We start from the raw sequence: 25,582 nt of genomic DNA on the forward strand, positions 1-25,582 counted from the left end.
ATGTCCTTCTACACAGCGCTTAGCGGGCTCCAGGGCGCCCAGAGCGAGATGGCCGCCATCTCGAACAACATCGCCAATGTCTCGACCAACGGCTTCAAGAAGAGCGCAACTCAGTTCGCCGATGTGATCGCATCGACCTCGACGTCGAGCCCGACCCAGATCGTGGGATCGGGGACCGTGGTGAAATCGGTGCGCCAGCAATTCGGCCAGGGCGGCTTTACCCAGACCGATTCGGCGCTCGACGTCGCGATTTCGGGGGACGGCTTCTTCGTCGTGAAGGGCAGCGGCGCAGGCAACAGCGTGTCCTATACCCGCAACGGCAGCTTCCAGGTCGACGCCAGCCGCACCGTCGTCGATGGCCAGGGCAATGCGCTGCAAGTCTATCCGGTCGACAGCACCGGGTCCGTCGCCGCGAGCGGTCTCGGCGCCACCACCAGCCTCAAATTGCCGGCGACCAGCGGGACGCCGGTTGCGACCAGCAAGGTCGCGCTGTCGGTGGACCTGAGCGCAAACGCAACGATCCCGTCGGAAGCGGCGGAGGGCAGCACTGCCTTCGATCGGACCGACCCGAGCACCTATAACAATTCGACGCAGACAACGATCTATGACGCCAGCGGCAACGCGCTGACGATGACGAGCTATTTCGTCCGCGACACTGCGCCGACCGAAGCCGATGCGTCGAGCAGCTGGTCGGTCTATTCGTTCGTCGGCGACCAGCAGCTCAGCACGGCCACGGGCGATGCAGTCTCGCTCACCTTCGACGCGAGCGGCACGCTCACCGCACCGACGACGGCGACGGCATTGACCGGCTTCACGCCCGCGGGCGCCACTACCGAACAGCCGCTGACACTCGATTTCGGCACCGCGACCAACCAGGCCGGCTCGGTCTTCAGCGTCGATGCCAAGTCGCAGGACGGCAAGACCGTCGGCCAGTTCCAGAGCGTGGCGATCGCCGACGACGGCACCGTCACGGCGACCTTCTCGAACGGCGACACCCAGGCGCTGGGCAAGGTGGTGCTCGCCAATTTCGCGAACCCCGCGGGGCTGCGCCAGCTGGGCGACAGCAGCTGGGCGGCGACCGGGATTTCGGGCGACCCGCAGCTGGCGCAGCCCGGCGATGCCGGCACCGGCGCGCTGATGTCGGGCGCCATCGAACAGTCGAACGTCGACATCACCGAGGAGCTGGTCGCGCTGATCGCCGCACAGCGCAATTTCCAGGCGAATGCGAAGGCGCTCGATACCGCGAGCCAGCTCTCGCAGACCATCTTCAACATCCGCAGCTGACGACAGGGGCTGAGGGAAACCCGCAATGGACCGTCTTGTCTACACCGCGATGTCCGGCCTCAAGAGCCAGATGGCCGCCCAGTCGACGATCGCGAACAACATCGCGAACGCATCGACGATCGGCTATCGCGCCGACCGCGTCACGTTCGACCGGATGGTGCTCCAGGGCAGCGGCATGGATTCGCGCCAGATGGCGGCGGAGGAAGTCAACGACTTCGATCGCCGCGCGGGCACGATCGTCCAGACCGCGCGCCCGCTCGACGTGGCGGTGACCACCGATTCGTGGATCGCGGTCCAGGCCGCGGACGGCAGCGAAGCCTATACGCGGCGCGGCGACCTGTCGGTCGCCGCCTCGGGCGTCTTGGAAACCGGCGACGGTTTCCCGGTGATGGGGTCGGGGGGCCCCATCACCGTGCCGCCCTATCAATCGATCGCCATCGCACCCGACGGCACCGTGTCGATCGTGCCCGCAGGCGGCGATTCGACCCAGCCGCAGGTGATCGACCGCATCAAGCTGGTCAGCACCGAGGGCAGCCAGACGGTCAAGGGCCTCGACAATCTGCTCCATGTGAAGGCCGGCGGCGCGCTGCCGGGCGACATGGACGCCAAGGTCCAGGCCGGGTCGCTCGAACAATCGAACGTCAACCTGACCGAAGCGCTGGTCGACATGATCGAGAACCAGCGCAGCTACGAAGTGCAGGCGAACCTGCTCAAGGAAGCCAAGAACATGGACGAGAGCGCCGCATCGCTGATGCGGATGCCCGGCTAAGGGGAAAAGACGATGGGTTCATCCGCAATGCACATCGCGCGTACCGGGCTCGACGCCCAGGATACGCGGATGCGCGTGATCTCGAACAACCTCGCCAACGTCAACACGACGGGGTTCAAGCGCGACCGCGCCTCATTCCAGACGCTTGCCTATCAGGTCGTCACCGCGCCGGGCGCAGCGAGCACGGCGGAGACCAAATATGCCACCGGGCTGAACATGGGCACCGGCGTCCGCATCCAGGGCACGTCGCGGATCGAGACGCAGGGCTCGCTCGCGACAACGGGCAATTCGCTCGACCTCGCGCTCGACGGCAATGGCTATTTCCAGGTGCAGATGCCGGGGGGCACGCTGGGCTATACCCGCGCGGGCAATTTCTCGCGCTCGGCCGAGGGGCTGGTCGTCACCTCGGAGGGCTATCAGGTGATGCCGGGGATCACCGTTCCCGAAGGCGCGACCTCGATCACGATCGGCACCGACGGCACCGTCTCGGCCCAGCTTCAGGGCCAGACCGAGAGCAGCCAGATCGGCCAGCTTCAGGTCGCCAGTTTCGCCAACCCCGCCGGATTGCAGGCGACCGGCGACAATTACCTGATCGAGACCGCGGCCAGCGGCGCCGCCAATCTCGGCGTGCCCGGCGAGGATGGCCGGGGCAATATTCGCCAGGGGATGCTGGAGGGGTCGAACGTCAATGTCGTCGAGGAACTGGTCGACATGATCGAGACCCAGCGCGCCTATGAGGTCAATTCCAAGATGATCTCGGCCACCGACGAAATGCTGAAATATGTCAACCAGAACATCTGAGGGCCGTGCCATGAAGTTCCTTGCCGGCATCGCCGCAGGTTCGCTGCTCGCCTGTGCGCTGGCGCTCACCGCCACGCCCGCCAAGGCGCAGATACTCGGGATCGGCAAGAAGAAGGTGCGCGAGGATTTCTCGGTCACGCTCCCCGCCGCCGTCCCCGCGGCGGCGCCCGCCAATGGCGCGATCTTCCAGGCCGGCGACGGCTATGCCGCGCTGTACGAGGGCCAGCGTGCGCGCCGGGTCGGCGATCCGTTGACGATCGTGCTCGTCGAACGCACCAGCGCCTCCAAATCGGCGGGGAGCAAGCTCGACAGCAGCGGCAGCGCCTCGCTCACCCCGCCCACCACGGGCGCGCTCTCGCTGTTCAAACAGAGCGACGCCAGCGCGAGCGGCGCCCGCAATTTCACCGGCACCGGCAGCGCCGACCAGGCCAACGCCTTGTCGGGCGAGATCAGCGTGACGGTCGCCGCGGTCTATCCCAACGGCACGATGCTTGTGCAGGGGCAGAAGCGCGTGACGCTCAACCGCGGCGACGAATTCCTCCAGATCAAGGGCATCGTCCGCCCGGCGGACATCGACGCGAACAACCGCGTAGCCAGTACGCGCGTCGCCGACGCCCGCATCGCCTATACCGGCAAGGGCGATGTCGCCCGCGCCAGCCGCCAGGGCTGGCTCAGCCGGTTCTTCCAGATGATCAGCCCCTTCTGATGCGGAGCGCGCACATGATCCGGCTTTGCCTAGCAGCACTCGCCCTGCTCGCCGCCGCGGCCCCGGCATCGGCGCAGCGCGTCAAGGATCTGGGCGGGTTCCAGGGCATCCGTACCAACCAGCTTACCGGCTATGGCATCGTCGTCGGGCTTCCGGGGACCGGCGACGACAATCTGGAATATACCGTCCAGTCGATGAAGAGCGTCACTTCGCGATTGGGCTTGCAACTGCCCAGCGGAGTCGCGCCGGGGCTCAAGAACGCAGCGGTGGTGATGGTCACCGCCGAGCTTCCCGCCTTCGCCAAGCCGGGGCAGAAGCTCGACATCACGGTATCGTCGATGGGCAAGTCCAAGTCGCTGCGCGGCGGCACGCTGATCCTCACCCCGCTCCAGGGCGCCGATGGCCAGATCTATGCGATGGCGCAGGGCAATCTCGCGGTCGGCGGGCTGGGCGCCGAGGGCAAGGACGGGTCGCAGATCGTCGTCAACACCCCCTCCAGCGGACGCATCCCCGAGGGTGCGACGGTCGAGCGCACCGTCGACACCGGTTTCGACCGCTCACCCTTCCTGACCTTCAACCTCGCGCGCGCCGACTTCACCACGGCGCAGCGGGTGCAGGATGCGATCAACACGCGCTTCGGCGGGGGCCGGGCGCGCGCGATCGACGGCGTGTCGATCGCGGTGTCCGCACCCGCGGGCGCCGACATCCGCGCCGAGCTGATGAGCGAGATCGAGAATCTCACCGTCGAGGCCGCCGAGGCCCCCGCACGGGTGATCGTAAACGCCCGCACCGGCACCGTGGTCATCAACTCGGCGGTGCGCGTCACCCCCGCTGCGGTAACCCATGGTAAACTGACCGTTCGTATTGATGAACGACAGGAAGCGAGCCAGCCCGCCCCGTTCAGCAAGGGCGAAACCGTGATGGAGCAGCATAGCGGGGTTGGCGTCGAAGAGGAGAAGCGCCCGATGTTCCTGATCGAACCCGGCCCGAAGCTCGCCGATGTGGTCAAGGCGGTCAACGCGATCGGCGCGTCGCCCGCCGACCTGGTCGCGATCCTCGAGGCGCTCAAGGAAGCCGGCGCGCTCAAGGCCGAGCTGATCATCCTGTGACCGACATGCCGTCCTCGATCGCGAGCGTGGGCGCGAGCCTGGGCAGCGGCGTGTCGACCGACACGTCGCGGCTGGCCTCGCGCGAGAATCTCGACGCCGCCGGACAGCGTTTCGAGGCGATCTTCACGGGGATGATGCTCAAATCGATGCGCGCGGCGAAGCTGGGCGACGGGCTGTTCGACAGCAAGGCGCAGGAGCAGTTCCGCGACATGCAGGACCAGCAGCTCGCACAGAACATGGCCACACACGCACCGATGGGGATCGGCAAGGCGATGACGGCGTTTCTCGCGCGCTCCGCCGCCGTCGATGAAGGAGGCGGTGCGCCATGAGCAACCTGCTCTCGATCGCGGCATCGGGGGTCCGCGCCTATCAGACGGCGCTGACCACCGTGTCCGAGAATATCGCCAATGCCGGCACCACGGGCTATGCCCGGCGGACCGCGGCGGTCAGCGAAGTCGCCTCGACCGGAATCGCGACCAACAGCCTGAACGGATTGGGCGTCAGCGTGCTCGGCGTCACCCGCGCGACGGATCTCGTCCGCAGTGCCGACGTCCGCGACGCCAGCGCCGACCTCGCCAAGACCGAAACCGCCGCGGCCTGGATGACGCAGATCGAAACCGTGCTGACCGGCAACCAGCTCAGCGACAGCCTCTCGCAATTCTTCAGCGCGACCAAGACCGTCGCGGCGGATGCCTCGGCGCTGCCCGCGCGCGCCGCCATGCTCGAGGCGGCGTCCGCCGTCGCGACGGCGTTCTCGGCGACCGGCAGCGCACTGGCCGGTGCCGCCAGCGACCTCGACGCGACCGCACAGGCCGCGGTGTCGCAGCTCAACGGTCTCGCCACCGCGCTCGCGAAGGTCAATGCCGGGCTTGGCCGCGCCACCCCGGGGACCAGCGGCGCCGCGGCGCTGCTCGACCAGCGCGACCAGCTTCTCGAAGAGATGAGTGCGCTCACCGACGTCTCGGTCACGCTCGATGCGGCGGGGCGCGCGGCGGTGCGCGTCGGCGGCGCCTCCGGCCCGGCACTGGTCGATGCCGATGGCGTCGGGCAGCTGGTCTATAACCGCAGCGGCGGCGCAGTCGCGTTTTCGGTCGATCGCGGCGGCGAGGCGCTCGCAGTGTCGCCAACCGGGGGCGCGCTCGCCGGTATCGCCGAGGGCGCATCCCGTATCGCCGATGCGCAGGACGGCATCGCCGCATTGGCGAAGGACTTTGCCGAGGGGGCGAACGCCGTGCAGGCCGCGGGTGAGGACCTCGACAGCGCAACCGGCAGCGCGCTCTTCACGATCGGCGACCCGGCGTCGCAACTGGCCGTCGCGCTCACCGACCCGCGCGGCATCGCTGCGGCGGCAACCGGCGGCGGAACGCGCGACAACAGCAACCTCGCCGGATTCGATACGCTGCGCAGCACGGGCAAGGTCGAGACCGGGCTGTCGGATATGACCGCGGCAAATGCGTCGGCACTCGCCGCGCGCACATCGGTGGCGGAGGCGCAGACGGTGATCCGCGACAACGCCGTCAGCGCACGCGATTCGGTCACCGGCGTCAATATCGACGAAGAGGCCGTCGACCTGCTGCGGTTCCAGCAGGCCTATCAGGCGTCGAGCCGCGCGATCCAGGTCGCGCGCGACACGCTGCAATCGATCCTGGATATCCGCTGATGCGCATCACCACCTCCCAGTCCTTCGACCGGCCCTCGTCGCTGATGCAGCAGCTCACTGCAAAGGCCGATGCGCTTCAGACGCAGATCGCGACGACCAAGCGCTTTACCGCGCCGTCCGAGGATGCGGGCGCCTATGCCCAGCTGCAGAGCCTGAAGCGCGCGAGCACCGATGCAAGCGCCTATTCGGCGAATATCGACCTGGCGCAGGGGTTGCTCGCCCAGGCGGACACTGCGCTCGGCAGCGTCGAGACGCAGTTGCAGCGTGCGCAGGAGCTCGCGAGCAAGGCGGCGAACGACACCTATTCGGAAAGCGATCGCGCGGCGATCAAGACCGAGCTGGACACGATCCGCGAGACGCTGCTCGCGCTCGCGAACAGCACCGACATGCGCGGGCAGCCGATGTTCGGCGGGGCGACGGGCGACACCGCCTATGTAACCAACGCCGATGGCTCGGTCACCTATGCGGGGGAAGGCACCCCGGCGTCGATCCCGGTGGGCGACGGCTATAGCGTGGCGCCCAGCGTAACCGGCGAGCGCGCCTTTGCCAGCGCGGACGGCGACATTTTCTCGGTGCTGAGTGCGCTGTCGGCGGCGCTGGGCGGCGAGGGCGACACCAGCGCGGCGGCGCAGACCGCGATGGCCGGGATCGCCGAGGTCCAGAGCAATGTCGCACTCAGCCGCACGTCGATCGGCGCCCGCGCCGCGCGGCTCGACCTCGATGCCGAGGCGGTGACCGCGGCGGATGCCGCGCGCGAGACCAGCCGCGCGACGCTCGAGGATACCGACATCGCGACGACGACCGTGGAGCTTCAAAAGGCGCTGACCGCGCTTCAGGCGACACAGTCCAGCTTCACCAAGCTCTCCAGCCTCTCGCTGTTCGACTATCTGTCGTAATCCCGCGCGATTAGGGCGCAAGCCCGCGGGGAATCGGTCGTTAACCTAGACAGGCGGGCGCACGGCCCGAGGGGGAATTCGGAAAAGCCATGTATCCAGTGATCGGCCTTGTCGTGCTGCTGACGATGGTGTTCGGCGGCTTCACGATTACGGGAGGCGCGCTCGGCCCCGTGATGGAGGCGATTCCGCACGAGATGCTGATCATCGGCGGTGCGGCGCTGGGGGCGCTGATCATCGGCAATTCGATGAAGGAACTGAAGGCGCTGGGCGGCGGCGTCGCCAAGGTGTTCAAAGGGCCGAAATACAAGAAGCAGGACTATCTCGACACGATCTTTCTGGTGTCGAAGCTGATGAAGATGCTGCGCACCGACGGCCCGATCGCGCTCGAGCCGCATGTCGAGGACCCCAAGTCGAGCGCGCTCTTCGCCGAATATCCCCGTCTGCTTGCGGACCATATGCTGATCAACCTGATCACCGACACGCTGCGCCTCGTCGTGGTATCGTCGGGCACGCTCGACGTGCACGCGGTCGAGGATGTGATGGACAATGCCATCAAGACCCACCACCATGAAGTCCAGGGGCCGCAGACCACGCTCCAGTCGCTGGGCGACGCGCTGCCCGCGCTGGGCATCGTCGCGGCGGTGCTGGGCGTGGTGAAGACGATGGGGTCGATCGACAAGCCGCCCGCGATCCTGGGCGCGATGATCGGGTCGGCGCTGGTCGGGACGTTCATGGGCGTGCTGCTCGCCTATGGCATCGTCGCGCCGCTGGCGGGGCGGCTCCAGCAGGTGATCGATGCCGATGCCGCGATCTATCACGTCGTAAAGCAGATCATCATCGCCTCGCTCCACGGCCATCCCCAGCCGCTGGTGATCGAAGCCGCACGCTCGGGCATCGCGCATGCGAACCAGCCAGGCTTCGGCGAAGTGTTCGACGGCTTACGCGGACGCTGACGCCATGGCCGCCGCCCGCGCTCCCCACGGATCGAACCAGCCGCCGAAGATCATCGTCAAGAAGGTCTATGTCGAAGGGCATGGCGGCCATCATGGCGGCGCGTGGAAGGTCGCCTATGCCGATTTCGTGACCGCGATGATGGCGTTCTTCCTGCTGATGTGGCTGCTGGGCGCGACGAACGAGAAGCAGCGCAAGGCGCTCGCCGATTATTTCGCGCCGACATTGGTCGAACTCAGGCAGAACAGCGCCGGGTCGAACGGACTGCTCGGCGGCGACGCGATCAACAGCGTGGATAACTACCCGGCAAAAGCATCCCAGACCGGCACCAAGGCGCTCACCGTGCCCGTCGGCGGGGTCGGCGGCACCAACGTCGGCACGGGGGACAAGGGATCGCTGAAGGACCAGCGCGCAATGACCGCGCAGGACCAGAAGAATTTCACCGAGACCAGCCGCAAGATCCTGGCGCGGATGCGTGCCACGCCTTCGCTTGCGAAGCTGGCCAACCATATCCGCTTCGTGCCCACCCGCGACGGGATGCGGATCGACCTGCTCGACGACGTCAATTATTCGATGTTCGACCTCGGCACCACGGCGCTGGTTGCGGACGCAAGCGCGCTGATCGGGACGATCGCCGAATCGATCGCGGGGATGGAAAACCCGATCATGATCCGCGGCCATACCGACAGCCTCGCTTATGGCGACCCGCGCAACATGAACAACTGGATGCTGTCGAGCGGACGCGCCGAGGCGACGCGGCGGCGCCTCGCCTCGGGCGGGGTACGCGAGATGCGGTTCGAGCGCATCGAGGGCGTCGCCGACCGCGAGCCGCTGATCGCCGACAACCCGATGGACCCGCGCAACCGCCGCGTCGCGATCACCCTGCTCTATCGCCGGATCGTCGATCAGGACCCCGGGCCGAAGACGCACCTGGGCGCCGAGCCGAGCGCGCCTTAGCGCCGTTTGTGATCTGACGGAATCGTAGGGATTCCCAAAGTGGTGGAGTTCTGATTCATATGTGGACGCCCCCTTGGCAAGGGCATTTTGTCGGGATGGGTTTGATCGGTTGCTTTCATATGTCCGGCCTGTTTGTGCGGCATACGTGTTGCCGCTGGCCCTGATGGAAATCCGCCGGTGAGGTCCCTAAACAGGCTGCCGCGCGTTGAAGCGCATTGAATCAGACGGGTTGGTCTCACCATTGGCTCGATCGTTACTCATCATCGACTGCCATTACCATTTCGGGTGACCTGGGCTGATCAGGTCAAATTGGCGTAAGGGTGATAGGCCTCCTTGCGGGTCAGCACGACCCAAGCGATCCGAGCGAGTTTGTTAGCCAGGGCCACCGAGACGAGCCGGAAGGGCTTTTTCTCGGAGAGCTTCCTGATCCAGTCCGCCATCGGCGTTGGCTTATCCTTGACGTGGCGCATGACTGCGGTGGCTCCGACGACGAGCAATCGGCGCAGGTATCGGTCGCCCTGTTTGGAGATGCCGCCAAGTCTGGTTTTTCCCCCGGTTGAGTGTTGTTGCGGTGTCAGACCGAGCCAGGCGGCGAACTGCCTGCCTGAAGAGAACTGCTCGGCATCCGTAACGGTTGCAGCTATTGCTGTTGCCGTGATGATGCCGAGGCCGGGGATCGCGGCAAGTCGGCGACTGGCCTCGCTCTCGGTATGCCAAGCGGCAAGCTGCTGATCCAGTTCCGCAATCTCGGCGCTGACGGCCATGATCTGTCGGATCAATATCTCCAATGCCGTACGGGCGTAGGATGGCAAGGCATTCCTGTCAGCCATCACCTGCTCGGCCAGCTTGGCGAGGTTGCCAATGCCGGGGTTGGCAACGTGGCCCAGCTCGGCAAGATGCGCACGCAGAGCGTTGGCGAGCATCGTCCGTTGCCGTACGAGAAGGGATCGGGCGCGATGGGTCATAAGAATGCCCTGCTGCTCGATCGTCTTGACGGGTACGAACCGCATTGTCGGCCGCTGCACGGCTTCGCAGATCGCTTCGGCGTCTAGCGCATCGCTCTTGCCCCGCTTCACGTAAGCCTTGACGTACGATGGCGGTATCAGGCGGACTTCGTGGCCCATCGCTGCAAGCGTGCGAGCCCAGTGATGCGCGGTTCCGCAGGCCTCCACCGCGATCAGGCAAGGCGGCAGCTTCGAGAAGAAAGGCAGCATCTGCTTGCGGTGCAGTTTCTTCACCAGCACCGTGGCACCGCTCTCGTCGATGCCGTGTGCCTGGAATACGCTCTTCGCCAGATCGAGCCCAATCGTCGTGATCGTCATGCAAACGCTCCTCTTCCTCTCGGTTGACCGACCGGCAGCATAGCAACTGTCGGTCGGTGCGGGGGCGTCCACATCATCACGCTGGCTGTTGGAGGTCGGCAGGTATGACCAGAGCGTATTCGCAGGATTTGCGCGATCGGGTGATTGCGGCAGTTGAGGAAGAGGGTTTGTCGCGGCGTGAGGCTGCGCGTCGCTATCGGATCAGCGACGCGGCAGCGGTGCGGTGGCTTCAGGCGCTGCGACAAGGTCGGCGCGGCGCGCTGGCGCAGGGCGGGGACCGTCGTTCTCGGTTATCGGTGCATCGTGCCTGGCTGTTGGCGCTGATCGACGCGGAGCCGGACCTGACGCTGCTTGCTGTGGCCGAGCGACTGCTGGACGAGCACGGCGTGAAGGCGGACGCCGGGATGCTGAGCCGCTTCTTCACGGGCAACGGGATCAGCTTCAAAAAAAAGCGTCTACGCCTCCGAACAGCTCCGGCCTGACGTGGTGGCGCGGCGCGAGGCATGGCGGGCAATGCAGCCGATGCTCAGCGCCAAGCGCCTGATCTTCCTCGACGAGACGGGTGTCACCACCAACATGGTCCGGCGCTACGGACGCGGGCCACGCGGAAAGCGGGTCCGCGGCTATGCCCCTGCCGGGCACTGGAAGATAACGACCTTCCTCGCAGGCCTCACGAGCGACGGGATCGTCGCACCTTTCGTCGTTGATGAGCCGATGAACCGGGCGATCTTCACCCAGTATGTCCGCCAATACCTGGTTCCCGAACTCAACCCCGGCGATGTCGTCATCCTTGATAACCTCTCCAGCCACAAAGGCGCAGAAGCTGCGGCGCTGGTCGAAGCCTGCGGGGCCACACTGCTCTTCCTACCCCCCTACAGCCCCGATCTGAACCCGATCGAAATGGTCTTCGCCAAGCTCAAACACCTGCTGCGGAAAGCCGGCGAACGCTCCCGAGAAGGCCTCTGGAACCGCATCGGCTCGCTACTCGACGACTTCCCGCCGCACCAATGCACAAACTACTTCAGGCACGCCGGGTACGCTGCGGTGTGATCACAAACGGCTCTAGAAGAACATCTTCCGCACGCTCAGCCGGAGTGTCCGACCGGTGGGATCGAGCAGGTTCGGCTGATAGGCTATCGGGACCGTTCCCGTCTGGTCGGTCACGCGGCGCCGCGCATCGAACAGGTTATCGACGCGGAAGCTGATTCGGGTCCCGCGCAACCACGGATGCTTGAGCAGCAAGTCGACCTGCTGGCCAAGGTCCGCCTGGGCCACCAGGTTGAACTTCGCGAGGCTCCCGAACCGCAATTGCTCGGTGCTGCCGAGCGCGCCGGTGGTGACGCGGGTGCCGCTTTCCCAGTTGCTGTCGAGCCGCAGCCGGTAGCCGTCGCGCTGGATGCCGGTCTGCACCTCGATCTTGTGCGCGGGCGTGCCCCCGCTCGTGCTGCCGACCGCCGCGCCGTTGAGATAATCGAGCACCGGCAGGCCCTCGCGGATCACGCGCTGGTCGCGGAATACCCAGGTGTGGAAGACGCTGAGCTGGAGGACATTGCCGCCCCCGCCGCCGCGGCCACCGAAGCCGCGGCCGCCACCGCCGGGACCGAACTGGCCCCCGCCGGGGCGCCCGCCGCCCGGTGCCGCGCCTGCACCCTCGCCGGGAGGGCGCTGCCCCTGGCCCTGGCCCTGACCTTGGCCTTGCCCCTGCCCGCCGCGCGCGGCGCCGCCGAACAGGCTCTGCTGCTGCCCGAGTTTACGGAACTGATCGAGTTGCGCCTGCATTTCGGGTGCCAAAGGCTGGCCGGTACGCCGCGATTCGGCCATCGCCTCCTGGAAGGCCGTGCGCCGCGCCTGCAACCGCTTCGCCGCGGGCGAGGCAATCGGCATGAACAGGTTGAAGCCCCATTTGAGCTCGGAATGCTCATAGCGCGCGAAATTGACCGGGCGATAGTCGATGCTCAACAACTGCCCGTTGTCATCGCGGGTGAACCGGTCCCGGAACGCCGCCTCGACCTCCGCAGTCGCGCCGGGGAGGCTGCCCGCGGTGTTGCGATAACGCTGGTTGGTATAGTTGGCGATGATCCCCAGATTGGTCTCGGTAAAGGGGCGGATGTTCAGCCCCAGCTTGAACACGTCCCGGCTGTCGGCCCGAAGCGCGCGGTTTCCCCCGGTGATCGTGGTGACGTTGACGCTTTCGCCCCGGACATAATCGAACACGCGCACATTGGGCGTCGTCACCAGCGGATTGCCGAGCTGCTGCTGAGTCGGTGCATTGCTGTCCTGCGTCCAGCTGACCAGCCCGCGAATCTGGGGAATCGGCGACCAGTTGAAGCCATAGCCGGTGCTGGTGAGCCGTCCGAAATCGGAAAGCTGCTCGACTTCGAAATTGGCGTTGAGCGAGAAATCGCCGATCGCATCGAGCACCGCGTTGCGACGGCTGGTGATCGGCAGGTCGATATTGCCCCGCACGCTGCCGCTGTCGCGCCCGAACGCCGCGGGCGTGGTGATGTTGTTGCGGAAGCTGGTGCTGGAGAAGTCACTCGTCTGACCCGCGACGCGCAGGCTGGCGTTGATCGCGCCTGCCGGCAGGTTGAACAACGGGCCGTTGGTCAGGACGTCGATGCGCCCGACGCTGGACCGCGAGTGCGCGGTTTCGAACGGACGGCTGCGGATCAGGTTCGCCGGGATCGAGCCGAACGGGTTGAAGCTCGTATCGCCCGCGTCGATCGCCGCCTGCATCGCGGTGGGGTCGATCCCCGCATCGTTGACGGCGTCCGTCGTGTTGAGCGTGTAATTGCTCTGGACCGACCAGCGCCAGCTGTCCGCCCAGGGCGTGCCGTCGCCATTGACGGTCAGCCCGGCCTGCGCGCTGCGGGTGCTGCTCGACCGAGTCAGCGGCGACCGGTCGACATAACGCAGCACCTGCACATCGCTGGCAAAGGGCGAATAGGGATTGCCCGCGGGCAAATCGAGCGTGACGCCCGACAGCCCCTGCAGCGACTGGCTCTCGGTCCCCTCAAGCTCCAGCGTAGCGGCAGCCGTGATCTTTTCGGACAAGGGCCGGCGATAGACACCGCTGATCTTCAGGTCCTTTTGCGGGCTGACGAGCGTGCGATAGGGGGTGACGTCGGTGACGTTGGCGGTGCTGGAGAAGGCATCGAGGCCGACCGGGCCGTTCGCCGCCGCGGCAGGCACACCCGCGACAAACTGGGTGTCGCCATTCGCGTCGGTTGCGGTGATGTTACCGCGGCTATCGAACAATGACGTGCCCGCCCGCGATACCCCGCGCTCGCTTTCGAGAATGCCCGACGATTGTTCATAGTCGACGTTGAGCGACAATCGGTCACCGTTTCGGATCTTGTCGAGCTTGGCCTCCACCTCGCCGGCGGCGTTGCCGCCCGCGGTGGGCGTCCGCCCCTCGACCTCGGTCGTGAGCGCCATGAAGCGGGGGCGCAGCACGAAATTGATGACCTTCTGCGAGGCGCTATAGCCATATTTGAGCGCGACCTCCTCGGGCAGCACGTCGATCCGCTCGATCGCCTCGGGCGGCAGGTCGCGGACTTCGCCCATGCTTGCACGGCGCCCGCCGAGCAGGATCACCGGTGGCTCGCCGCCGCGGCCCTGGCCGGTGCCGAGTTGCGCGGCAAGCTGCGTCAGCAGTTCGCCGACGTTGGACGCGCCGAAGGAGCGGATGTCGGCGGGGTTGAGCGAGACTTCGGGCTTGATGTCGCCCGGCACCGCGCCGCGCAGCTCGCCGCGCACGACGATCTCTTCGCCGAAATCGTCAGGCGACGAATCGGGAACTGCCTGGTCCGCTGGGGCGGGCGCCTCCGCCTGTTGCTGCGCCTGGACCGCCCCCGGCATCGCGCCGACCAGCAGCCCCGCGGCGGCACATCCCCATTTGATCATCGCATTGCTCCACGTCCTGCCGGCGACACACTGCCGACCACGAACCGGTGGCTAAAAGCGACTTGTCGCACAATTGTGCCAGATGGCTGGGAAAATTGACCGGGAGAGGGGAGGCTGCGCGGCGTTTCCGCCGCGCACCCCGGTTTCATGGTGCGGCCGAGAAGACTCGAACTTCCACGGGCTTTCGCCCACAACGACCTCAACGTTGCGCGTCTACCAGTTCCGCCACGGCCGCCCGTGAAACTCCGCCGGCGAACCGGCGGCTGGTAAGGCGGTGGCCCCTAGCAATGCCTCCGGGGGAATGCAAGCGGTGCTCCGCGCTTTCCTGATTCGTCGCAACCGCCTACAGGCCATGCCCCGCCATGCCGCACCCGACCAACCCACTCGCGCCCAGCGCCCGCGCCGAGGCGCGCCGAATCCTGGCGCTCGCCTGGCCGGTGATGCTGACCGGGCTCAACTGGACGATCCTGCACGTCACCGATGTCGTCGTCGTGGGGCTGGGCGGCACCGGCGAAGTCGCGGCACTCGGCGCCAGCCGGTCGCTGACCTTTCCGGGGATCGTCATGAGCCTGGGGGCGCTGACCGGCGTGCTGGTCTTCGCCGCCCGCGCCGATGGGGCGGGTGACCAGCGCGAGACCGGGCGCGTGCTGCATCAGGGGCTGATGCTCGCGCTGCTGCTCGGCGCGGTCAGCGCGCTCGGCCTGTTCCTGTGGGCGGAGCCGATGCTGCTGGGGCTTGGCGTCGCTCCGGCGACCGCGCCGCAGGCGGCGCGCGTCGTCGAGATGATGGCGCTCGCCTACCCTGCGCAATGCGTCGTCATCGCGGCGAGCTTTTTCCTCGAGGGGGTGAGCCGGCCCCGCCGGGTGACGGTGGTCAACCTCGCGATCCTGCCGCTCAACGCGCTGCTTGCCTGGGCGCTCTCCGCCGGGCATCTCGGCCTGCCGATGCTCGGCGCCGTCGGGGCGGCGCTGGCGACGGCGATCGCTTCCTGGCTGGGCGCGGCAGGGATGCTTGCCGCCGCCTGGACGCTTCCCGATGCGCGGGCGCGGGGGGTGCGAGCGTTGCCCGCGTTCATGACCCGGGCGACGGCGGCGGGAGCGGGGGCGCTGGCGCGGTTCGGTGTCGTGCCCGCGATCGCGTCGGGACTGGAACTCGTCGGATTCTCGATCCTGATTGCGCTGTCGACGCGGCTGGGCGACGTGACGGCACATGCGTTCCAGATCGTTTTCGCGGTCCACAACGTGACCTTCGCGGTGGCGCTGGGGCTGGGGTCGGCGGCGGGGGTGCGCGCGGGCAATGCCGTGGGCGAGGGCGTGCCCGCCGCCGCGGGCCGGCGCACCGCGATCGCGGCGGCGCTGGCGGCGGGAGCGACGGGACTGCTCGCATTGCTGCTGATGCTTGCCCCCGGCCCTGTGATCGCGCTGTTTCCCGCCACCGAGGAAGTCCAGCGGATGGCGCTGTGGATGCTGCCGATCTGGGCGCCGTTCATCCTGTTCGACGGGGTGCAGGTTGTCTTCGTCTACGCGCTGCGCTCGCTCGGCGATCAGGTCGCGGCGGGAGTCAACGGCATCCTCGCCTTCTTCGTCGTCACCGGCGGCGCAGGGGCGCTGCTGGTCCATGGCGGCGCCGGCCCGATCGGGCTGGTGATCGCATCGGGGATCGGGATGGTGACGGCGGCGCTGCTCAACGGCGGCCGCTTCGCGTGGGTCAGCCGCCGATCTCGCTTGCAAAGCTGAGCTGGACGACCTTGGCGTTGGGCGGCAACCCGACGCGCGCGCCGTTGAAGTCGATCGCGCTTTTCGGCCCCAGTTCACGCCCCATCGGCGTGATCCGCCAGCTATAGACCAGCCGATCGGATCCGTCGCGGAGTTCGACGCGGATGTCGGGCACATGCTGTTTCGTGGTCGTCGGGTTCACGATCCGGCCCGATACCGCGAACACTTCGTTGCCGTTGGTCATCGTCCGCAGCTCGACATTCTTGTCGGCGAACACCAGCGGGGTATCGACTTCGCCCCCGATCCCCAGCCCGAGCTGCGCCGCAAGCCCCGGCGCGCCCGAATAGAGGATCGCGCCCGTGCCGAGCAGCATCGAGAAACCGGCAACGAACGCCGCCGCGGTCCAGCGCCTGGCCGGATTGCGGCGCGGCTTGAACGGAGGCTGCGGTGCGAAAGGATCATATTCCGGGGCGGTCGGGGCCTGGACCGACGCATCCTCGAACACGCGCGGTGGCGTGGCAGGCGCGGGCGCCTCGGCGGGCTTGCGCGGCTCGCGCCGGGGCGGCGGCGCCTCGGGCTCCGCGCGCGTCGCGAGGTCGAGAATGGCGGGGGCCTGGAACCAGCTATGCTTGCAGCTGGCGCACCGCACCGTCCGGCCATCGGCGCCGATCGCGCTATCGGGGACAAGGTACCGGGTCCGGCACTGGCTGCATTCGAGGATCATCTAAGCATCTCACCCCCGGGGCTGGCGATTGCCCGGTGTGGTGATTCTAGACGCAACGACTCGGGGTAACAAGAGTCTCGCCGCTGTCACTTTCGGGCGATCCCCCGGTCGCCACGCTTGAGCGCAAGGAATGGCTGTGCGATGGCGGTGGCCAGCCGACCGGGGGCGCAGGGAGGAACGGCTTAGCCCGAACGCATGGCCAATATCGTGCAATTCGAGAATGTCGGCCTGCGCTATGGGACGGGACCGGAGACGCTATCGGACGTTTCCTTCACACTCCAGAGCGGCGCCTTTTACTTTCTCACCGGCGCATCGGGGGCGGGAAAGACCTCGCTGCTCAAGCTGCTCTACCTCGCCCAGCGTCCGTCGCGCGGCATCGTGCGGCTGTTCGGCGAGGATGCCGGGACATTGCCCCGCACCCGCCTGCCCGGCTTTCGCCGCCGGATCGGCGTGGTGTTCCAGGACTTCCGGCTGGTCCCGCATCTGTCCGCCTATGACAATATCGCGCTGCCGCTGCGCGTCGCCGGGGTGTCCGAAAGCGATGTCGAAGCGCCGGTGCGCGAAATGCTCGCCTGGGTCGGGCTTACCGACCGTGGCCGCGCGAAACCGCCGACGCTGTCCGGCGGCGAGCAGCAGCGCGTCGCGATCGCCCGCGCAGTGATCGGCCGCCCCGAAGTGCTGGTCGCCGACGAACCCACCGGCAATGTCGACCCCGACATGGCCGAACGCCTGCTGCACCTGTTCGATTCGCTCAATCGGCTGGGCACCACGGTGATCGTCGCGACGCATGATTTCCACCTGCTCAATCGCATTCCCAATGCGCATATGATGCGGCTGGAAAAGGGGCGGCTGGGCGACCCCATGGGCACGCTGCGCAACCCGCCGGGCGCGGCATGAGGATGCGCCCCACCGCCCGCGACCGGCGCCTGCTCGACGAGAGCCGGCGGACGCGCGCGATGACAGGGATCATGGCGATCATGCTGTTCCTGACCGTGCTCGCAGGCGCGCTGGGGCTCGGCATGTTCGCGGCGACGGCGCAGCTCGATCGCGCGCTGGCGGGCCGGCTGACCGTGCAGATCATCGACCCCGACGCCGCAACGCGCGACCGGGAGGCACGCGCGATCGTCGCCGAGCTGGCGCGCCTGCCAGGGGTACGGCAGGTCAGCGAAGTCGATCGCGCGCGGCTCGCCGAACTGCTCCGCCCATGGCTCGGCGATGCGGGCCTCGACTCCGACCTGCCGATGCCGGCGATGATCGACGTCGAGGTGCGCGCCGATGCGGTTGCCGCCGTCGAGGCCGCGGCACGGCGGATCGCACCGGGCGCGCGCGTCGATCGGCATGCGCAATGGCTGTCGCCGGTGCGCAGCTTCATGACGACGATGAGTTGGCTCGCGCTGGGGCTGATGCTGCTGATCGCATCGGCGACTGCGGCAGTCGTCCTGCTCGCGGCGCGCTCCGGGCTGGACACGCACCGCGATACGATCGAAGTCCTGCACATGCTTGGCTCCACCGATGTCCAGATTGCGCGGCTGTTCCAGCGCCGGATCGCGTTCGACACTCTGGTCGGCGGGCTGATCGGCGCCGGCGCGGCGCTGGGGCTGGTGTGGTTCCTCCAGGGGCAGATGCGCGGGCTCGGGTCCGAGATGCTGGGCGGCGTGGCGCTTGCGCAGCGCGACTGGCTGATCCTCCTGCTGCTGCCCTTGGCGTTCGCGCTGCTCGCGACGGTGGCAGCGCGCGTCGCGGTGCTGCGCGCGCTGGCCCGCACGCTGTGATCTGGCGCATTCCCCTGTTGGTAGTGCTTGCCTGGCTGCTGGGCTTCGTGGCGTTCATGATCTCGCTCGGCAAGCCGCTCGACGATCGCAAGACCGACGCGATCGTGGTCGTCACCGGCGGCCCCGGGCGGATCGACCGCGGGCTGGCGATATTGCGCAAGGGCGACGCGCAGCGGATGCTGGTCAGCGGCGTCGACCCCGACGTGACCCCGGTCGAGTTCGCGGTGCAATACAAGATCGAGCGCCCGCTGTTCGGATGCTGCATCGATCTGGGCTGGCAGGCAGTCGACACGCGCTCGAATGCCGACGAGACCCAGCAATGGGTCGAGCGGCACGGGTTCAAATCGGTGCGGCTGGTGACCACCGACTGGCATATGCCCCGCGCGCGGATGGAATTGGCCCACGCCCTGGGCTCGACGGTCGAGATTGTCGGTGACGGCGTCCGCAGCACCGCCGGGTTCGCCGTGCTGTTCCGCGAATATCATAAATATCTGGTCCGGCGCATCGCGCTGCTGGTGGGAGCGGGCTGAGATGGTGCGGTTGCGGGCGCTGCTGTTCACGGCGGTTTTCTATGGGTTTTCGGTGCCGATCGTGCTGCTGGCGCCGGTGATGGCAGTGTTCGGCGAGCGCGCGTTCCGGCGCTGGGTGCTGTTGTGGACCGATTTTCACGCCTGGTGCGCCCGCGCTCTGATGGGGATCAGGACGCGCATCGAGGGTGCGCCGCTCGCCACCCCCGCGCTCTATGCGGCGAAGCACCAGAGCTTCTTCGAGACCTTCGAGCTGATGCGGATGCTGGGCGCGCCGGCGGTGGTGATGCGCCAGGAATATGCGCGCATCCCGATATGGGGCTGGGCGGCCAAGCGCTATGGCGTGATCGTGATCGATCGCAGCGGTTCCGCCGCCGCACTCCGCCAGATGATGCGCGAGGCAAAGGCCGCGAGCGCGGCGGGGCGATCGGTGGTGCTCTTTCCCGAGGGCACGCGATCGCCGGTGGGCGAGGCGCCGCCGCTGCGATCCGGGCTGGCCGGGCTGTACCGCGCGATCGGGCTGCCGGTGGTTCCCGTCGCGCTCGACAGCGGCAAGGTGTGGCCCAAGGACGGGCCGATGCGGCCCGGAATCGTCACCTTCCGCTTCGGCACGCCGATTCCGCCGGGATTGAAGCGCGACGCGATCGAGACGCAGGTCCACGCCGCGATCAACGTCCTCAATCGCTAATATTATTCGTGCGCGCGCCCGAAATCGGGGCGTGCATCGTCCTGTCCCTGGTCGATGATCGAGCGGCGCACCGCGCGGGTGCGGGTGAACAAGTCGAACAGCTCGTCGCCCTTGCCCCAGCGGATCGCGCGCTGGAGCGCCGTCAGATCCTCCGAGAAGCGCTGGAGGATCTCCAGAACTGCCTCACGATTGTTCAGGAACACGTCGCGCCACATCGTCGGGTCGGACGCGGCGATGCGCGTGAAATCGCGAAAGCCGCCCGCCGAATATTTGATGACTTCGGACTGAGTCACCTGCTCGAGGTCGGATGCCGTGCCGACGATCGTATAGGCGATCAGATGCGGCACATGGCTGGTCACGGCGAGGACCAGGTCGTGATGCTGCGGCGTCATGCACTCGACATTGGCGCCCAGTGCCTCCCAAAATGCCTGGACCCGCGCCGTGGCGGTCTCCGGCGTCTCGCCATCGGGAGTCAGGATGCACCAGCGCCCGCGAAACAGGCTGGCAAAGCCCGATTCGGGGCCGCAATTCTCGGTCCCCGCGACCGGATGGCCGGGGACGATCGTCGCGCCCGGCAGCGCCTCGCGCAGCGCGGCCAGCACGCTTGCCTTCGATCCGCCGACATCAGTGACGATCGCATCGGCGGGCAGATCGGCGGCCAGATCGCGCGCCGCCGCCGCCATCGCGCCGACGGGCACGCACAGGATCACGAGGTCGGCGTCGATCACGGCGGCGCCCGCGGTATCGGCGACATCGTCGCACAAGTCGATCCGCCGCGCGACTGCGCGCACCTCGGGATCGGCATCAAAGCCGGTCACGCGCGCGGTGGGCATGGTGGCGCGCACCCCGCGCGCGATCGACGAGCCGATCAGCCCCAGCCCGATCACCGTAACACGGGCAAAGGGCAGCATCAGGCGCCCACGATCGCGCGCAACGCCGCGGCGAGCCCGGTAATCTCTTCCTCGGTGCCGATCGTGATGCGCAGCCCGTGCGGCAATCCCTGGCCCGGCAGCCAGCGGACGATATAGCCCGCCGCCATCAGCCCCTTATACGCGGTCTCGGCGCTGACATCGCCTTCGAACAGCACCAGCACGAAATTGGCCTTGGACGGGACGGCGCGCAGCCCCTTATTACCCATCGCATTGACCTGTTCGGCGAACCAGCCGCGCCACTCTGCATTATGCGCGCGGCTATGCTCGACGAAATCCGCCGCGCCCAGTGCCGCGATCGCCGCTTTCTGCGAACCGATGGGGAAGGAGAAGGGCGCGCGGATACGGTGCATCGCGTCGATCACCTCGGGCGCGGCATAGCCCCAGCCGACCCGCGCCGAGGCCAGACCGAATATCTTCGAGAAGGTGCGCGTCACCAGCACATTGGGCTGCGTCCGGGCCAGCTCGAGCCCGCCATCATCGTCCTCGGGGTTCAGATACTCGGTATAGGCCTGGTCGAGGACGAGCAGCACGTCGCGGGGCAGCCCGGCGTGGAGGCGCGCGATCTCGCTGCGGGCGGTGTGGGTGCCGGTGGGATTATTGGGATTGGCGACGAACACCACGCGCGTGCGATCGGTGACGCGCGCCAGGATAGCGTCGACATCGGTCGCGTAATCGCGATCGGGCGCGACGACCGGCGTAGCGCCGACGCGGCGTGCGGCGATGTCGTACACGGCGAAACCGTAGCGGACATAGATGATCTCGTCGCCCTGTCCGGCAAAGGCGCCCGCCGCCAGATGCAGCACTTCATCCGAGCCGGTGCCATAGATGATGCGGTCCGCCTCGACTCCGTAATGCGCCGACAGCGCGTCGCGAAGATCGGCGGCGCTGGCATCGGGATAACGCTCCAGCATCATCGCCGATTCGACATAGGCCGCGCGCGCGACGTCCGGCGTGCCGAACGGATTCTCGTTCGAGGACAGCTTGGCGACCTTGCGGCCGTCATCGGTGGTGGATCGGCCCGGCACATAGGGGGCGATGTCGAGGATCCAGGGCTTTGCGACGAGTGTGGTCATGGCGGCGGGGATTGGCGCAATGGTTACGGGTTGGCAAGGTCCGCGCCGTAAGGCTGCCCCGAACGGGGCGATTGAGGGAGGGGCGATGCGGGGGAGCAGCACGATCTGGCGCGCGCTTGCGCATGCGCGGGGTGCCGATTCACCGGCGCCCGTCTCGGTGTCGCGGCGCGCGCTGCTCAAGGCGGTGACCGCAAGCGGGGTCGCAGCGACGCTGCCGCAGCGGGCCTATGCCCTGCCGGATGCCGGGCGCGTCGCGATCGTCGGCGGTGGGATTGCGGGGCTGAGCGCGCTGCACCACCTGCGCGCGGCGGGGATCGACGCCCATCTCTACGAAGCGCGCGGGCGGATGGGCGGGCGGATGTACACGCATCGCACCGCCGAAGGCGTCGCCTTCGAAGCGGGCGCGCAGCTCGTCAATACCGACCATGGCGACATGCACGCGCTGGCATGCGCCTATGGCGTCGCGCTGATCGATCGCAAGGCCGAGCGGCACCGCACGCTGATTCTGGCCGATGGGCGCGAGATCGGCGATGGCGAGCTTGCCGATGCGCTCCGCCCGATCGCCGACCAGATCAGCCGCGATGCCGCCCGGATGGCACAGGATTATGCGCGCGTCGCGCCAGCGCTGGATGCGCTGTCGATCACCGGCTATCTCGACCGGCACCGCGCGCTGCTCGGCGCCCCCTGGGTCCGCCACCTGCTCGAGGCGACGAGCCGCACCGAATATGGCGTCGAGCCCGGCCAAGCCTCGGCGATCGAGCTGATCCTCAACCTGCCGACGGTCGAGGGCGACAGCGCCGAGGTGCTGGGCGGGGCCGACGAACGCTTCGTGATCGAAGGGGGGAGCAGCACGTTGATCGACGCGATCACCGCGCGCCACGCCGCGTGGATCACCACGGGCAAGCAGCTCGCGCGAATCGCGTCCGCCGGCGCGGGCCTGCGCCTCGCCTTCACCGACGGATCGCGTGTCGATGCGGATCGCGCGATCCTGGCGATCCCCGCGCCGCTGACGCGCCGTGTTCGAGTCGAGGCGCGCTTGCCGCCGCTGTGGCGGGAATTCATCGCAACGGTCGATCTGGGCCGCAACGAAAAGGTGCAGGCGGCAAGCGGATCGCGGCCCTGGCGCGACGCAATCGGCACCGGCGGCGAGCTGTGGCAGACACGCGGCGGCGACGGCTGTGCGCTGGGCTGGGACGGCAGCGTCCACTCCGCCGACGGTGCGCCGGTATGGACGTGGTTCCTGGGCGGGGACGAAGTCGGCGCGGCAGCCGCGCAAAGCGCCACGGCGCTCGCCCAGCGTTTCGCACGCACCGTCGACCAGGCGATCCCCGGCTTCGCGCTCGCGGAGGGGCCGGTCGCCCGGACCAACTGGCACGCGCAGCCGCTGACGCTGGGCGGCTATGTCAATTTCCGCCCCGGCCAGCTGACGCGCTTCGCATCGCTGCTGGGAATCGAATCGGACGATCCGGCGCAGCATCAGGTGCCGCACGCCGGGCCGCTCTATTTCGCGGGCGAGCATCTGTCGGACGCCTATCCCGGCTATATGAACGGCGCGGCGCAGACCGGACGGATGGCCGCAGAAGCGATCAGCGGACGGTCGGCACGCTGACCCAGCGCGCGATGCGGGTTGAACCCGGCGCCGCCGCCCCGTAACGACGGCGCATGTCCGACGATCAGCGCTTCGGTCTTGCCCGCGTGGCGACGTTGCCGGGGCCGCTCAGGCTCGACGGCGGCGTTCTGCTGTCGCCGGTGGACATCGCCTATGAAACCTATGGGACGCTGGCGCCCGATGCGGGCAATGCGATTCTGGTCACCCACGCGCTGACCGGCGACCATCATCTCGCGTCGAACCATCCGGTAACGGGAAAGCCCGGCTGGTGGGCGCGGATGGTCGGGCCCGGCAAGCCGATCGACACGAACCGCTATTTCGTGATCTGCGCCAATGTGCTGGGCAGTTGCATGGGATCGTCGGGACCGGCGAGCATCAACCCCGCGACCGGCAAGCCCTGGGCGATGGCATTCCCGGTCATCACGATCCGCGACATGGTGCGCGCGCAGGCGATGCTGCTCGACCATCTCGGCATCGAGCGGCTGTTCGCGATCGTCGGCGGATCGATGGGGGGGATGCAGGCGCTGAGTTGGACCGCGACCTTCCCGGATCGCGTCGCCTCCGCAGTCATCATCGCCTCCGCCGCGCGGCATTCGGCGCAGAATATCGCGTTCCACGAAGTCGGGCGCCAGGCGATCATGGCCGATCCGCGCTGGCGCGGGGGCGATTATTATGCGGACAACGATCCCCCGACCTCAGGGCTGGCGGTGGCGCGGATGGCGGCGCACATCACCTATTTGTCCGAAGCGGGGCTGACGGCGAAATTCGGCCGCAAGCTCCAGGCGCGCGATGCCAAGACCTTCGGCTTCGACGCCGATTTCCAGGTCGAGAGCTATCTGCGCCACCAGGGGCTGAGTTTCGTCGATCGGTTCGACGCCAATAGCTATCTCTACATCACCCGCGCGCTCGACTATTTCGATCTTGCGGAGGAGCATGGCGGGATGCTCGCCACCGCCTTTCGCGGCAGCCCGACGCGCTTCTGCCTCGTCAGCTTCGACACCGACTGGCTCTATCCGACCAGCGAATCGCGCAGCATCGTCCATGCCCTGAACGCAGCGGGCGCGCCCGCGAGCTTCGTCGAGCTGCGCTCGCCGTTCGGGCACGACGCCTTCCTGCTCGAAAGCCCCGAACTGGACCGGGTGATGGGCGGATTCCTGCGCGCGGGAGAAACGCGGTGACCTATCGGCTTTCTTTCGAGCGCGCCGAGCAGCAACTCGACCTGATCCACGCCTTCCTCAGCGGCGCCTATTGGTCGGTGGGCATCCCGCGCGACGTGGTCGAGCGGGCGATTGCGGGGTCGTTCTGCGCGGGCATGTTCGATGGCGAGGGCGAGCAGGTCGGCTTTGCCCGGCTGATCACCGATCGCGCGACCTTCGCCTATCTCGCCGATGTGTTCGTACTCCCTGCGCATCGCGGGCAGGGCCTGGCGCGGCGGATGATCGAGGGGTTGCAGGGGCATCCCGAGCTTCAGGGGCTGCGGCGCTGGTTGCTCTTCACGCGCGACATGCAGCCGCTCTATGCCAAGCTGGGCTGGACGCCGATCCCGCATCCCGAACGCTGCATGGAGCGCCATTTCGTGGACCTGTACACCGCATGAGCCTGCGCCCCGACCTTGCGATCATCGCCGCCAATGTCGCGCCGGGCAGCCGCGTGCTCGATGTCGGCTGCGGCAATGGCGAGCTGATGGCGGCGCTGCGCGACCAGCGCAATTGCGATGCGCGCGGGCTGGAGCTGGATGCGGGCGACGTCGCCGAGGCGATGGCCAAGGGGCTGCCGGTGATCCAGGGCGATGCCGATACCGACCTGCCCGACTATCCCGATGCCAGCTTCGACTATGCGATCCTCAGCCAGACGCTCCAGACGACGCGGCGGCCCGACTGGGTGCTCGAACAATTGCTGCGGATCGGCGAGCGCGCGTTCGTTTCCTTCCCGAACTTCGCGCATTGGCGGGTACGCGCGTCGCTGCTGGTGGGGGGGCGGATGCCGGTCACCCGGCTGCTGCCGCTCAAATGGTATGCCACGCCGAACATCCACCATGTGACGGTCGACGATTTCCGGGCGCTGCTGAAGGAACGCGGGATCATCGTCGAGGGCTATTGGTTCCTGTCGGGGGACCAGCGGACCGGATCGGCGATGGCCAATCTGTTCGCTGAGCACGCCGTGTTCCTGTTGCGGAGATAA

Annotated in this window: 25 protein-coding genes and 1 tRNA gene; 20 read left to right on the top strand and 6 right to left on the bottom strand. The window is 67.6% G+C overall.

What is annotated here, in order from left to right; genetic code table 11:
* The 10 genes from TS85_RS19610 to TS85_RS19655 all read left to right on the top strand — a co-directional run bounded on the left by TS85_RS19610 (position 1) and on the right by TS85_RS19655 (position 9,133).
* On the top strand, positions 1 to 1,284 hold the full coding sequence (locus tag TS85_RS19610; RefSeq protein WP_044334445.1) for a flagellar hook protein FlgE: 1,284 nt from the start codon (positions 1 to 3) through the stop codon (positions 1,282 to 1,284).
* A gap of 25 nt (positions 1,285 to 1,309) precedes the next feature.
* Positions 1,310 to 2,053 (top strand): flagellar basal-body rod protein FlgF, encoded by a 744-nt coding sequence (gene flgF / locus TS85_RS19615; RefSeq protein WP_044334448.1) that lies wholly within the window; start codon positions 1,310 to 1,312, stop codon positions 2,051 to 2,053.
* Positions 2,054 to 2,065: 12 nt separating this feature from the next.
* Positions 2,066 to 2,854: a flagellar basal-body rod protein FlgG gene (gene flgG / locus TS85_RS19620; protein WP_044334450.1), complete on the top strand. Its 789-nt coding sequence runs from the start codon at positions 2,066 to 2,068 to the stop codon at positions 2,852 to 2,854.
* Between the two features lie 10 nt (positions 2,855 to 2,864).
* A complete protein-coding gene (locus TS85_RS19625) occupies positions 2,865 to 3,560 on the top strand; it encodes a flagellar basal body L-ring protein FlgH (protein WP_155006496.1) in 696 nt (231 codons plus the stop codon).
* Between the two features lie 14 nt (positions 3,561 to 3,574).
* Positions 3,575 to 4,669, top strand: a complete 1,095-nt coding sequence (locus TS85_RS19630; protein WP_044336678.1) for a flagellar basal body P-ring protein FlgI — start codon at positions 3,575 to 3,577, stop codon at positions 4,667 to 4,669.
* A 5-nt stretch (positions 4,670 to 4,674) separates the two neighbouring features.
* Positions 4,675 to 4,998: a rod-binding protein gene (locus TS85_RS19635; protein ID WP_044336679.1), complete on the top strand. Its 324-nt coding sequence runs from the start codon at positions 4,675 to 4,677 to the stop codon at positions 4,996 to 4,998.
* A complete protein-coding gene (flgK, locus tag TS85_RS19640; RefSeq protein WP_044334451.1) occupies positions 4,995 to 6,329 on the top strand; it encodes a flagellar hook-associated protein FlgK in 1,335 nt (444 codons plus the stop codon). The genes TS85_RS19635 and flgK overlap by 4 nt, the downstream gene beginning before the upstream one ends.
* Positions 6,329 to 7,225, top strand: a complete 897-nt coding sequence (gene flgL / locus TS85_RS19645; protein WP_044334453.1) for a flagellar hook-associated protein FlgL — start codon at positions 6,329 to 6,331, stop codon at positions 7,223 to 7,225. Before flgK ends, flgL begins: the two co-directional genes overlap by 1 nt.
* 89 nt (positions 7,226 to 7,314) lie before the next feature.
* Positions 7,315 to 8,178 (top strand): flagellar motor stator protein MotA, encoded by an 864-nt coding sequence (gene motA, locus TS85_RS19650; protein WP_044334455.1) that lies wholly within the window; start codon positions 7,315 to 7,317, stop codon positions 8,176 to 8,178.
* A 4-nt stretch (positions 8,179 to 8,182) separates the two neighbouring features.
* Positions 8,183 to 9,133, top strand: a complete 951-nt coding sequence (locus TS85_RS19655) for a flagellar motor protein MotB (protein ID WP_044334457.1) — start codon at positions 8,183 to 8,185, stop codon at positions 9,131 to 9,133.
* Positions 9,134 to 9,432: 299 nt separating this feature from the next.
* On the opposite strand, the gene TS85_RS19660 is transcribed toward TS85_RS19655, so the two are convergent.
* Positions 9,433 to 10,455, bottom strand: coding sequence for an IS110 family RNA-guided transposase (locus TS85_RS19660; RefSeq protein ID WP_044329667.1), 1,023 nt, complete (start codon positions 10,453 to 10,455; stop codon positions 9,433 to 9,435).
* A gap of 104 nt (positions 10,456 to 10,559) precedes the next feature.
* On the opposite strand from TS85_RS19660, the gene TS85_RS25020 reads away from it, so the two are divergent.
* A protein-coding gene (locus TS85_RS25020) for an IS630 family transposase (protein ID WP_155006497.1) occupies positions 10,560 to 11,505 on the top strand; the annotation gives its coding sequence in 2 pieces (ribosomal slippage) (positions 10,560 to 10,897 and positions 10,896 to 11,505; 948 coding nt in all).
* A gap of 12 nt (positions 11,506 to 11,517) precedes the next feature.
* On the opposite strand, the gene TS85_RS19675 is transcribed toward TS85_RS25020, so the two are convergent.
* Both TS85_RS19675 and TS85_RS19680 read right to left on the bottom strand, forming a co-directional pair.
* Positions 11,518 to 14,361, bottom strand: coding sequence for a TonB-dependent receptor (locus TS85_RS19675; protein ID WP_052508032.1), 2,844 nt, complete (start codon positions 14,359 to 14,361; stop codon positions 11,518 to 11,520).
* 148 nt (positions 14,362 to 14,509) lie between these two features.
* A tRNA-Leu gene (locus TS85_RS19680) sits at positions 14,510 to 14,596 on the bottom strand.
* Positions 14,597 to 14,723: 127 nt separating this feature from the next.
* On the opposite strand from TS85_RS19680, the gene TS85_RS19685 reads away from it, so the two are divergent.
* Positions 14,724 to 16,097, top strand: coding sequence for an MATE family efflux transporter (locus TS85_RS19685; RefSeq protein ID WP_044334462.1), 1,374 nt, complete (start codon positions 14,724 to 14,726; stop codon positions 16,095 to 16,097).
* Here TS85_RS19685 and TS85_RS19690 read toward each other — a convergent pair.
* On the bottom strand, positions 16,069 to 16,800 hold the full coding sequence (locus TS85_RS19690; RefSeq protein WP_044334464.1) for an MJ0042-type zinc finger domain-containing protein: 732 nt from the start codon (positions 16,798 to 16,800) through the stop codon (positions 16,069 to 16,071). The two genes, TS85_RS19685 and TS85_RS19690, sit on opposite strands and share 29 nt — an antisense overlap.
* 195 nt (positions 16,801 to 16,995) lie before the next feature.
* Here TS85_RS19690 and ftsE point away from each other — a divergent pair, with 195 nt between their 5' ends.
* From ftsE to TS85_RS19710, 4 genes are read left to right on the top strand one after another with little or no spacing between them, the layout of a single operon-like run.
* Entirely contained in the window at positions 16,996 to 17,697 is a 702-nt protein-coding gene (gene ftsE, locus TS85_RS19695) for a cell division ATP-binding protein FtsE (RefSeq protein WP_044334467.1), read from the top strand.
* 2 nt (positions 17,698 to 17,699) lie between these two features.
* Positions 17,700 to 18,572 (top strand): cell division protein FtsX, encoded by an 873-nt coding sequence (locus tag TS85_RS19700; RefSeq protein WP_227698547.1) that lies wholly within the window; start codon positions 17,700 to 17,702, stop codon positions 18,570 to 18,572.
* The gene (locus TS85_RS19705) at positions 18,569 to 19,102 is read left to right on the top strand and encodes a YdcF family protein (RefSeq protein WP_044334471.1); all 534 of its coding nucleotides are present in this window, start codon (positions 18,569 to 18,571) and stop codon (positions 19,100 to 19,102) included. Before TS85_RS19700 ends, TS85_RS19705 begins: the two co-directional genes overlap by 4 nt.
* Position 19,103: 1 nt before the next feature.
* Positions 19,104 to 19,787: a lysophospholipid acyltransferase family protein gene (locus TS85_RS19710; protein ID WP_044334473.1), complete on the top strand. Its 684-nt coding sequence runs from the start codon at positions 19,104 to 19,106 to the stop codon at positions 19,785 to 19,787.
* Positions 19,788 to 19,789: 2 nt separating this feature from the next.
* On the opposite strand, the gene TS85_RS19715 is transcribed toward TS85_RS19710, so the two are convergent.
* Positions 19,790 to 20,698 carry a prephenate/arogenate dehydrogenase family protein gene (locus TS85_RS19715; protein ID WP_044334474.1) on the bottom strand — a complete coding sequence of 303 codons (909 nt, stop codon included), beginning with the start codon at positions 20,696 to 20,698 and terminating at the stop codon, positions 19,790 to 19,792.
* On the bottom strand, positions 20,698 to 21,792 hold the full coding sequence (hisC, locus tag TS85_RS19720) for a histidinol-phosphate transaminase (protein ID WP_044334476.1): 1,095 nt from the start codon (positions 21,790 to 21,792) through the stop codon (positions 20,698 to 20,700). The genes TS85_RS19715 and hisC overlap by 1 nt, the downstream gene beginning before the upstream one ends.
* Before the next feature lie 85 nt (positions 21,793 to 21,877).
* Here hisC and TS85_RS19725 point away from each other — a divergent pair, with 85 nt between their 5' ends.
* The 4 genes from TS85_RS19725 to metW are packed head-to-tail and all read left to right on the top strand — an operon-like array spanning position 21,878 to position 25,582.
* Complete coding sequence (locus TS85_RS19725; protein WP_044334478.1) at positions 21,878 to 23,401, top strand: flavin monoamine oxidase family protein; 1,524 nt, start codon at positions 21,878 to 21,880, stop codon at positions 23,399 to 23,401.
* Between the two features lie 53 nt (positions 23,402 to 23,454).
* Positions 23,455 to 24,579 carry a homoserine O-acetyltransferase MetX gene (gene metX, locus TS85_RS19730; protein WP_044334480.1) on the top strand — a complete coding sequence of 375 codons (1,125 nt, stop codon included), beginning with the start codon at positions 23,455 to 23,457 and terminating at the stop codon, positions 24,577 to 24,579.
* A complete protein-coding gene (locus tag TS85_RS19735) occupies positions 24,576 to 24,998 on the top strand; it encodes a GNAT family N-acetyltransferase (RefSeq protein WP_044334482.1) in 423 nt (140 codons plus the stop codon). The genes metX and TS85_RS19735 overlap by 4 nt, the downstream gene beginning before the upstream one ends.
* Positions 24,995 to 25,582, top strand: a complete 588-nt coding sequence (gene metW, locus TS85_RS19740; protein ID WP_044334484.1) for a methionine biosynthesis protein MetW — start codon at positions 24,995 to 24,997, stop codon at positions 25,580 to 25,582. Before TS85_RS19735 ends, metW begins: the two co-directional genes overlap by 4 nt.

Origin of the sequence: Sphingomonas hengshuiensis (genome assembly GCF_000935025.1) — a bacterium.
Taxonomy (GTDB): domain Bacteria; phylum Pseudomonadota; class Alphaproteobacteria; order Sphingomonadales; family Sphingomonadaceae; genus Sphingomonas; species Sphingomonas hengshuiensis.